This window comes from Pseudomonas lopnurensis (assembly GCF_015070855.1).
GTDB lineage: Bacteria > Pseudomonadota > Gammaproteobacteria > Pseudomonadales > Pseudomonadaceae > Stutzerimonas > Stutzerimonas lopnurensis.
In genome coordinates this window covers 94261-102842 of the sequence record NZ_JADDIX010000091.1, presented here as the reverse complement: position 1 = coordinate 102842, position 8582 = coordinate 94261, and the positions used below count along the sequence as shown (strand labels likewise).

The window sequence follows — 8582 nt, the reverse complement described above, 5'->3', positions numbered from 1 at the left end:
ACCCTGAAGTCCGGAGCGCGAAGAGCGATTGGGTAGGTTGGGTTGAGCTCCGCGAAGCCCAACGCGCGGGTAACGTACCCGGCACCGCCGGGCGAAAGACGGCCCCGACAGCAGGCAATGTCGGGCTTCGCCGCACAGGCTGCGCTCCAACCCACCCATGGAATTCAACGCACATCGGAGATCGACACGGATCACGCTTTCCAACGATGGGTTGCCCTATAGTTCGCCGAGCCTATTCATCAAGGACGATGAGATGCGCTATCGGCGGACCCTGGTGCCGGGCGGCACCTTCTTTTTCACCCTCGCGCTGGCCGATCGCAGCCAGTATTTGCTTACCGAACATATCGATGCACTCCGTGCGTCCTTTCGCCGGGTGAAGGCCCGACATCCGTTCGAAATTGTCGCGCAGGTGGTGTTGCCGGACCATCTGCATACCGTATGGAAATTGCCCGAAGGCGATGCCGATTACCCTCTGCGATGGGCACTGATCAAGAGCAGCTTCTCTCGCCGACTACCCGCACGCGAGACGATTCCATTATCGCGCCGGCTCAAGCGCGAGCGCGCCGTCTGGCAACGACGGTATTGGGAACACCGTATTCGGGACGAAGAGGATCTGCAGCGGCACGTCGATTACATCCATTTCAATCCGGTCAAGCATGGGCATGTTTCGTGTGCAGTCGATTGGCCGTATTCCTCGATTCATCGATATATCAGGGATGGCGTGATGCCGCTCGATTGGGGTGGTGAGGCATGCACGGCGAGGCCAATCTACCGACCTCCGAATTGAGGTCCGGTGGCTGGGTGAAACACGTACGAAGCGACGCCCAACATCCCCGAGCCGACATACCCGGCGCGCCCAAAAGCGCAACATCACACGGCGAATCCATTGGCGGAGAACATGCTCGTTGGGCGATACCCGGTTCGCTGGGGCGTGCCACGCGCGTTGGGCTTCGCCGCTGCGCGGCTCAGGCTACGCGCCCCGACCCAACCTACCGCCACCAGCCGAATTCTTGTTGCGAACCCGACATCCGGATGCGTTTACGACAATCCGGTTTCAATAAAATATCATATAAATCAATAAGTTGCCTTTTGGTACAAGCATTGCACTCGCCTCGTTACGCATGACCACGACGATCCGGAGGGTGCGATGAAAGCCAAGGACATTGCCGAACTGCTCGACGAGCCCGCCTGCACGCACAACAAGAAGGAGAAGTCCGGCTGCGCCAAGCCGACGCCGGGCGCCACCGATGGTGGCTGTGCCTTCGACGGCGCGCAGATCGCCTTGCTGCCGATCGCCGACGTGGCGCACATCGTCCACGGGCCGATCGCCTGTGCCGGCAGTTCCTGGGACAACCGCGGCACCCGTTCCAGCGGCCCGCAGCTGTATCGCATCGGCATGACCACCGATCTCTCCGAGCAGGACGTGATCATGGGGCGCGCCGAGAAGCGCCTGTTCCACGCCATCCGTCAGGCGGTGGAGACTTACGCGCCGCCAGCGGTGTTCGTCTACAACACCTGCGTGCCGGCGCTGATCGGCGACGACCTCGACGCGGTTTGCAAGGCCGCCAGCGAGCATTTCGCCACGCCGGTGGTGCCGGTGGACGGCGCCGGCTTCTACGGCACCAAGAACCTCGGCAACCGCATCGCCGGCGACGCCATGGTCAAGCACGTGATCGGCAGCCGCGAACCCGACCCGCTGCCGGCCGGCAGCGAACGCGCCGGCATCCGCGTGCACGACGTCAACCTGATCGGCGAATACAACATCGCCGGCGAGTTCTGGCACGTGCTGCCGCTGCTCGACGAACTGGGCTTGCGCGTGCTCTGTACCCTGTCCGGCGATGCGCGTTTCGCCGAGGTGCAGACCATGCATCGCGCCGAGGTGAACATGATGGTCTGCTCCAAGGCCATGCTCAACGTCGCGCGCAAGCTGCAGGAGCGCTTCGGCACCCCCTGGTTCGAGGGCAGCTTCTACGGCATCACCGACACCTCGCAGGCGCTGCGCGATTTCGCCCGGTTGATCGGCGACGCCGACCTCGTCGTGCGCACCGAGGCGCTGATCGAGCGCGAGGAAGCGAAGATTCGCGCGGCGCTGGAACCCTGGCGCGAGCGCCTGGCCGGTAAGCGCGTGCTGCTCTACACCGGTGGGGTCAAGTCCTGGTCGGTGATCTCGGCGCTGCAGGACCTGGGCATGAAGGTGGTCGCCACCGGCACCAAGAAGTCCACCGAGGAGGACAAGGCGCGCATCCGCGAGCTGATGGGCGACGAGGTGAAGATGCTCGACGAGGGCAACCCGCGCGCGCTGCTGCGCACGGTGGAGGAGTACCGCGCCGACATCCTCATCGCCGGCGGCCGCAACATGTACACCGCGCTCAAGGGACGCATCCCCTTTCTCGACATCAACCAGGAACGCGAATTCGGCTATGCCGGCTACGACGGCATGCTCGAACTGGTGCGCCAGCTCTGCCTGACCATCGAGAGTCCGGTGTGGCAAGCGGTGCGCCGTCCTGCACCCTGGGAGTCGGCGGCGTCGACGCCGGTCCTGGCGGCAGTCGCGAACGCCTGAGGAGAGCGCCATGGCCGAGATCATCAATCGCAACAAAGCCCTGGCCGTCAGCCCGCTGAAGGCCAGCCAGACCATGGGCGCCGCGCTGGCCTTCCTCGGCATGGCGCGCAGCATGCCGCTGCTGCATGGCTCGCAGGGCTGCACGGCGTTCGCCAAGGTGTTCTTCGTGCGGCATTTCCGCGAGCCGGTGCCGCTGCAGACCACGGCGATGGACCAGGTCAGCTCGGTAATGGGCGCCGACGATAATATCGTCGAGGCGCTGCGGGTGATCTGCGACAAGCAGCGCCCGGCGGTGATCGGCCTGCTCAGCACCGCGCTGGCGGAAACCCAGGGCTGCGATCTGCACAGTGCCTTGCACCAGTTCCGCCGCGAGTATCCCGAATACGGCGACGTGGCGGTGGTGCCGGTGAACAGCCCGGACTTCAGCGGCTGCTTCGAAAGCGGCTTCGCCGCCGCGCTCAAGGCGATGATCGAGACGCTGGTGCCCGAGCGCCGCGGCCAGGTCGGCCAGCGGCCGCGCCAGGTCAACGTGCTGTGCAGCGCCAGCCTGACACCCGGCGACCTGGAGTTCGTCGCCGAGAGCATCGAGAGCTTCGGCCTGCGACCGCTGCTGATCCCCGATCTTTCCGGCTCGCTGGACGGCCATCTCGACGCGGCGGCCTTCAATCCGCTGACCACCGGCGGGCTGACCCTCGACGAACTGGCCAGCGCCGGGCAGAGCGTTGCGACCCTGGTGGTCGGGCAGAGCCTGGCCGCCGCCGCCGATGCGCTGGCCGCCCGCAGCGGCGTGCCGGACCGCCGTTTCGGCCTGCTGCTGGGCCTGGAAGCGGTGGACGCCTGGCTGATGGCGCTGAGCGAGATCAGCGGCAACCCGGTGCCGGAGCGCTGGCAGCGTCAGCGCCGGCAGCTGCAGGACGCCATGCTCGACACCCATTTCATGCTCGGCGACGCGCGCCTGGGCATCGCCGCCGACCCCGATCTGCTGCTCGGCTTCGACGGCCTGGCCCGCGGCATGGGCGCGCAGCTGGTGGCCGCGGTGGTGCCGGCACGCGCAGCGGCGCTGACCGACGCGCCGCTGGCGCGCATCCAGGTCGGCGACCTGGAGGACCTGGAGCAGGCCGCCCGCGATGGCGGCGCCCAATTGCTGCTCGGCAACAGCCATGCGCTGGCCAGCGCCCAGCGCCTGGGCATCCCGCTGCTGCGCGTGGGCTTCCCGCAGTACGACCTGCTGGGCGGCTTCCAGCGCTGCTGGAGTGGTTACCGGGCCAGTGCGCAGGCGTTGTTCGACGTGGCCAACCTGCTCACCGAACATCACCAGGGCATCGCGCCGTATCGCTCGATCTATGCGCACAAGCCCGCCCCCGACCATTCGCAATGGAGGCACTGAGTCATGGCCAGTCCGATCCGACAACTGCAGGTACTCGGCGGCGAGAACGACGGCACGCTGCTCAAGGTGGCCTTCGCCTCGTCCGACCGGCGGACGGTCGACCAGCATTTCGGCTCCTCGCGTTCGTTCGTTTTCTACGGCGTCGATCTCGACCGGGCCGAGCTGCAATCGGTGGTGGAGTTCGGTGAATTCGATCAGGACGGCAACGAGGACAAGCTGGCGGCCAAGCTCGAGCTGCTCGACGGCTGCATCGCGGTGTACTGCCGCGCCTGCGGCGCCTCGGCGGTGCGCCAACTGCTGGCGATCGGCGTGCAGCCGGTCAAGGTCAGCGAGGCCGGGAGCATCGCCGAGCTGATCGCGACGCTGCAGACCGAGCTGCGCGAAGGCCCTTCGGCCTGGCTGGCCAAGGCGATCCGGCGTACCCGCGGTGCCCCCGATCAGCAGCGTTTCGAGGCCATGGCCGGCGAGGCCTGGGACGAATAGAGAGATACCCGCACCTTTCCCAATCGAGGACAGCGTTATGTACGCAGTGGAAGAGCAGCAGGCAGTCGTCCGCGACGACGACCCGGCCCTGCAGGACCCGGTGATCAAGCAGATGGTCGTGCAATTGCGCGCCATGGACAGTTACGGCACCTACGACACCTGGAGCGACGCGCGGGTGCTCGACCCGCTGGTGCTGACCCGCGAGCGGCGCCGGGCGATCCCCATCGTCGGCGATCCGGACGAAATTACCCTGTCGCGGGTCAAGGCCTTCTACAACGCCCTGGCGCAGATGATCGAACGCGAAACCGGCCTGCTCGCGGTACCGGTGATCAACATCACCCACGAAGGCTTCGGCCGCGCGCTGATTCTGGTCGGCAAGCTGGTGGCGCTGGACAAGACCCTGCGTGACGTCCACCGCTTCGGCTTCGAGTCGCTCGAGGCGCTGGCGCTGGAAGCACAGAAACTGCTGGACAAGGCCAGCGTGCTGGTCGACGAGCACCGTGCGGTGGCCGAGTTGTGAGGGGGAGGGCGAGCCGATGACCGAGGAAGAACTCAAGGCGCTGAAGAAGGAAGTCAGCCAGAAGAAGCGCATCGCCACCGAATGGGCGTCGCAGATCCACGACCTGGTCGAGGATCGTCTGCTGATCGATTACCGGCAACTGCCGGAGCTGGCGGCGCAGGCGCACCAGGCCTGCCTCGACTGGGCCGAGGCCAGTGCCCGGCTGGAAGCGGCCGCGATCGCTTGAAGCCGACACGACAAATACCTAGGGCGGATGAACCCGCGCGGCCGTTGTACATGACGGGCATCGTCGTGGCGAGGTTCCCCCGCCCTACGGAGCTGGACGCGGCCGGCGCTAGCTGAGGCCGCCATTGCCGAAAAGACAGATACAGAGCGGGCCCGAGCCCGCCATATCCCTGACAGGCTGTTGAAAAACGTAAGCGAGGCAGGCAAGACAAGGCCGATGGCGGCCCGCAGAAACAGCTGAAAAGGCGGAGTTTACGTGCTGTAAACGAGCATTTTGAGGCTGCTTTTACGCATTGCCAACGCAGGTATTTTTTCAACGGTTTGCTAACCGTAGGCCGCCACCATGCCGTTGGTGGCAGGAGATGACAGATGGAAGCAGTGATAACCGGGCGTACGCGCGGTGGCGCCGAATGGGTGCCGCAGTTCGTCACCGCCGTGGATGCGCAGAAATGCATCGGTTGCGGGCGTTGCTACAAGGTGTGCCCGCGCGACGTGTTCGAGCTGGTGGAGCGCTCAGGCATGGTGGATGAGGACGACGATCTCTATGACGAGGACGACGAGATGATGGTGATGGCCATCGCCGATGCCCTCGACTGCATCGGCTGCAAGGCCTGCGCGGCGGTCTGTCCGAAGCAGTGTCACACCCATCAAGCCCTGGCCGGTTGAGGAGCTGCGGACATGCCAAGACCCGACTACCACATCTTCGTCTGCATGCAGCGCCGCGCCGAAGGGCACCCGCGCGGCTGCTGTGCGGCCAAGGGCGGCGATGCCCTGCTCGATGCATTTTCCCAGGCACTGATCCGGCGCAACCTGACCGGGCGCATCGCACTGACCAGCACGGGCTGCCTCGGCCCCTGCCAGGCCGGCGCCAACGTGCTGGTGTACCCGGGCGCGCTGATGTACAGCTGGGCGGAACCGGCGGATGCCGACACCATCCTCACGCATCTGCTCGAGGGGGCGCCCTTCGCCGACAAGCTGACGCCCGCGGAGCTCTGGTGACGAATGGGTGAGGTGTTGCTGCTGGATGCCGGCCGGGCGTTCTTTTCCGACCGTACGCCGACCGGGCTGCGCTACCTGCTGAACAGCGCACGCAATCTCGAGCATCCGGCGGCGATCGAAGCCCTGCTGCTGGAAGCCCGGCGCCGCTGGGCCGAGGAGCCGGATGCGCACGTCGGCCTGTACAAGTTCTATTTCCGCCAGGCCCGCTATGCCGAGGCGGAAGCTGCGGTGTGGGCCGCCCTGCGCAGCGCCTCCGGCAGCGCAGGCTTCAGCCGCAACTACCGCCGCCTGCACCCTGCCAGCGCCGACTGGCAGACGCACCGGGGCGCCGAACGGCTGTACCTGTTCAGCCTCAAGGCGCTGGGCGTGATCCGCCTGCGCCGTGGCAAGGTGGACAATGCACGGCGGGTGCTGGAGAAGCTGCTGGAGTTGGATCCAGGCGATGAAATAGGTGGTGAGGCGTTCCTGCAGATCGCCCGCGCCTTTGAAGAGGAAAGCTGATGGAACTGTCGTTCGAAGCGCGCCTGCACGCGGCGAAGCCGCTGTTTGGCGAAATCCAGAATGCCCTGCAGGCCTGCCTGCAGCGTGCGGCGATCAGGTTGCAACTGCCTGCCGACGGTGAGCCGACCCGCAGCGAAGTGCGGGTCGATCCGTTCGATCGCAGCGAATGCTTCTACAGCGAATGGCGCAGCACCCATGGTGACTTCCTGGGCAGCATGCAGATCAATGGCGACGGACAGGTCTACGCCGAATTCGACGTGCTGCTGGCGCACCCGCACAAGCCCGCCTGGATGGTGGAGGCGGTAGCCGCCTGGGGCTGGCCGGGTGCGCTGAAGAGCGAGTTGCGTCTGCTGCCGGCGCTCGAACATGAATGAGCTCTACGACTGGCTGCTGGCCCGCGCCGCGCAAACTCAGGCGGTCGAGCATCTGTGCCTGGGGCTGAACTGGACGCTGGCCGAAATCGATGGCACCCAGGGTTTCGCCTTCAGTCCGCGTCAGGTGCCGCGCACGCTCGGCTGGTCGGGCACGCTCGCTGGCCAGAGCAATGCCGCGCTGCTGCCCTGGCTGCTCTCATGGAACGGCGCCGAAGCCGCGGTCGGCCTGGCCGTGCTCAACGCCAGCGTCAATACCCCTGCTGGCTGCCAGCACGAGGCGCTGGCGCTGCGCGCGGAGGCACCGGGGCATCTGCAGGTGTTCGCGCATTTCCGTCCGCGCCTGGCGGGCCGACGGGTCGTGGTGATCGGCCATTATCCCGGCCTCGAGCGGCTCTGGCAGGACCAACCCTACCAATGCTTGGAGCGCCAACTGCAGGAGGGCGACCTGCCCGATTGCGCCGCCGAGTACCTGCTGCCCGAGGCCGACTGGGTATTCGTCAGTGCCAGCAGCATCGCCAACAAGACCTTGCCGCGCCTGCTCGAGCTGTCGCGCCAGGCGCAGGTGGTGTTGATGGGGCCGAGCCTGCCTTGGCTCGAAGGCTGGCGGCGCTTCGGCGTGGACTACCTGGCCGGCGTCCGCGTGGTCGATCCCGCTGGCGTGCGACGAGTGGTCGCCGAAGGTGGCGGTACGCGCCTGTTCGCCGGGCCAGTGGAATACGCCTTGCTGGCGCTCGACAAATGATGGAGCCACAAGCGAGCGGCAGGCTGGACTGGCGGGTAGTGATCTGTCACAAGCACCCGGTCAGCGCGCGCCTGCATTTCCTGGTGCCGCAGCGCGGCGGGGTGGTGCTGCCGCAGCCGCTTCCAGCCCTCACGGTATTCGCCGAAACCCCGGGACAGGGCGATCTGCTGGTCCACCCGGCCAGTGCCCTGCGCAGCCTGCAGCGCGAACTGGGGATCGAGAAGACGCTGGAGTTGGTGGCCGATTACCGGGTCGACCTCGAAGTGGCGGGCGGGATTCTGCCGGTATTTCTCGCCGCACTGGACGGGCACGACCTGTGCCGGGCGGCCATCGGAACCCATTGGATCGAGCTGACGCAGAGCATCGGCATGCCCTGGCTGGATCGCGAACTGCTCAGGCGGGCCTACGAAGTACTGATCGGGTGAGCGCTGGTTGGGTCGGGACGCGTAGCCTGAGCCGCAGAGCGGCGAAGCCCAACGAGACACCGAGCGTTCGACCCACGCCGGCGTTCGGTGTGCCGAATGTTCAATGCCGTGACAAATGCATTGCCCAATGCCACGCGCGTTGGGCTTCGCGGGCTCAACCCAACCTACACCTGAACCACGTAGGTTGGGTCGGGACGCGTAGGTTGGGTTGAGCCGCGAAGCGGCGAAGCCCAACGAGACACCGAGCGTTCGACCCACGCCGGCGTTCGGTGTGCCGAATGTTCAATGCCGTGACAAATGCATTGCCCAATGCCGCGCGCGTTGGGCTTCGCGGGCTCAACCCAACCTACACCTGCACCACGT

The 8582-nt window shown here is 66.2% G+C and carries 12 protein-coding genes; all 12 read left to right on the top strand.

Annotation, left to right across the window (positions count from 1 at the left end):
- Positions 1 to 253: 253 nt before the first annotated feature.
- The 12 genes from IN820_RS18850 to IN820_RS18795 all read left to right on the top strand — a co-directional run bounded on the left by IN820_RS18850 (position 254) and on the right by IN820_RS18795 (position 8219).
- Positions 254 to 787: an REP-associated tyrosine transposase gene (locus IN820_RS18850; RefSeq protein ID WP_193682457.1), complete on the top strand. Its 534-nt coding sequence runs from the start codon at positions 254 to 256 to the stop codon at positions 785 to 787.
- A gap of 360 nt (positions 788 to 1147) precedes the next feature.
- Entirely contained in the window at positions 1148 to 2563 is a 1416-nt protein-coding gene (gene nifE / locus IN820_RS18845; RefSeq protein ID WP_193682420.1) for a nitrogenase iron-molybdenum cofactor biosynthesis protein NifE, read from the top strand.
- Between the two features lie 10 nt (positions 2564 to 2573).
- Positions 2574 to 3950: a nitrogenase iron-molybdenum cofactor biosynthesis protein NifN gene (gene nifN, locus IN820_RS18840; RefSeq protein WP_193682419.1), complete on the top strand. Its 1377-nt coding sequence runs from the start codon at positions 2574 to 2576 to the stop codon at positions 3948 to 3950.
- Between the two features lie 3 nt (positions 3951 to 3953).
- Positions 3954 to 4433, top strand: coding sequence for a NifB/NifX family molybdenum-iron cluster-binding protein (locus IN820_RS18835; RefSeq protein WP_193682418.1), 480 nt, complete (start codon positions 3954 to 3956; stop codon positions 4431 to 4433).
- 37 nt (positions 4434 to 4470) lie between these two features.
- On the top strand, positions 4471 to 4953 hold the full coding sequence (locus IN820_RS18830) for a NifX-associated nitrogen fixation protein (protein WP_193682417.1): 483 nt from the start codon (positions 4471 to 4473) through the stop codon (positions 4951 to 4953).
- A 16-nt stretch (positions 4954 to 4969) separates the two neighbouring features.
- Positions 4970 to 5179: a CCE_0567 family metalloprotein gene (locus tag IN820_RS18825; protein WP_193682416.1), complete on the top strand. Its 210-nt coding sequence runs from the start codon at positions 4970 to 4972 to the stop codon at positions 5177 to 5179.
- 368 nt (positions 5180 to 5547) lie between these two features.
- Positions 5548 to 5844, top strand: coding sequence for a ferredoxin III, nif-specific (fdxB, locus tag IN820_RS18820; protein ID WP_193682415.1), 297 nt, complete (start codon positions 5548 to 5550; stop codon positions 5842 to 5844).
- Positions 5845 to 5856: 12 nt separating this feature from the next.
- Positions 5857 to 6177, top strand: a complete 321-nt coding sequence (locus tag IN820_RS18815) for a (2Fe-2S) ferredoxin domain-containing protein (protein WP_193682414.1) — start codon at positions 5857 to 5859, stop codon at positions 6175 to 6177.
- A 3-nt stretch (positions 6178 to 6180) separates the two neighbouring features.
- A complete protein-coding gene (locus IN820_RS18810; protein ID WP_193682413.1) occupies positions 6181 to 6678 on the top strand; it encodes a tetratricopeptide repeat protein in 498 nt (165 codons plus the stop codon).
- On the top strand, positions 6678 to 7052 hold the full coding sequence (locus IN820_RS18805; protein WP_037041249.1) for a hypothetical protein: 375 nt from the start codon (positions 6678 to 6680) through the stop codon (positions 7050 to 7052). Before IN820_RS18810 ends, IN820_RS18805 begins: the two co-directional genes overlap by 1 nt.
- Complete coding sequence (locus tag IN820_RS18800) at positions 7045 to 7794, top strand: DUF364 domain-containing protein (protein ID WP_037041247.1); 750 nt, start codon at positions 7045 to 7047, stop codon at positions 7792 to 7794. Before IN820_RS18805 ends, IN820_RS18800 begins: the two co-directional genes overlap by 8 nt.
- On the top strand, positions 7791 to 8219 hold the full coding sequence (locus IN820_RS18795) for a hypothetical protein (RefSeq protein WP_235989198.1): 429 nt from the start codon (positions 7791 to 7793) through the stop codon (positions 8217 to 8219). The genes IN820_RS18800 and IN820_RS18795 overlap by 4 nt, the downstream gene beginning before the upstream one ends.
- Positions 8220 to 8582: the final 363 nt, after the last annotated feature.

Bases quoted from the DNA above. Each gene is read 5' to 3' on its own strand.
- IN820_RS18850 (WP_193682457.1), top strand. From the start codon at position 254: ATGCGCTATCGGCGGACCCTGGTGCCGGGCGGCACCTTCTTTTTCACC.
- nifE (WP_193682420.1), top strand. From the start codon at position 1,148: ATGAAAGCCAAGGACATTGCCGAACTGCTCGACGAGCCCGCCTGCACG.
- nifN (WP_193682419.1), top strand. From the start codon at position 2,574: ATGGCCGAGATCATCAATCGCAACAAAGCCCTGGCCGTCAGCCCGCTG.
- IN820_RS18835 (WP_193682418.1), top strand. From the start codon at position 3,954: ATGGCCAGTCCGATCCGACAACTGCAGGTACTCGGCGGCGAGAACGAC.
- IN820_RS18830 (WP_193682417.1), top strand. From the start codon at position 4,471: ATGTACGCAGTGGAAGAGCAGCAGGCAGTCGTCCGCGACGACGACCCG.
- IN820_RS18825 (WP_193682416.1), top strand. From the start codon at position 4,970: ATGACCGAGGAAGAACTCAAGGCGCTGAAGAAGGAAGTCAGCCAGAAG.
- fdxB (WP_193682415.1), top strand. From the start codon at position 5,548: ATGGAAGCAGTGATAACCGGGCGTACGCGCGGTGGCGCCGAATGGGTG.
- IN820_RS18815 (WP_193682414.1), top strand. From the start codon at position 5,857: ATGCCAAGACCCGACTACCACATCTTCGTCTGCATGCAGCGCCGCGCC.
- IN820_RS18810 (WP_193682413.1), top strand. From the start codon at position 6,181: ATGGGTGAGGTGTTGCTGCTGGATGCCGGCCGGGCGTTCTTTTCCGAC.
- IN820_RS18805 (WP_037041249.1), top strand. From the start codon at position 6,678: ATGGAACTGTCGTTCGAAGCGCGCCTGCACGCGGCGAAGCCGCTGTTT.
- IN820_RS18800 (WP_037041247.1), top strand. From the start codon at position 7,045: ATGAATGAGCTCTACGACTGGCTGCTGGCCCGCGCCGCGCAAACTCAG.
- IN820_RS18795 (WP_235989198.1), top strand. From the start codon at position 7,791: ATGATGGAGCCACAAGCGAGCGGCAGGCTGGACTGGCGGGTAGTGATC.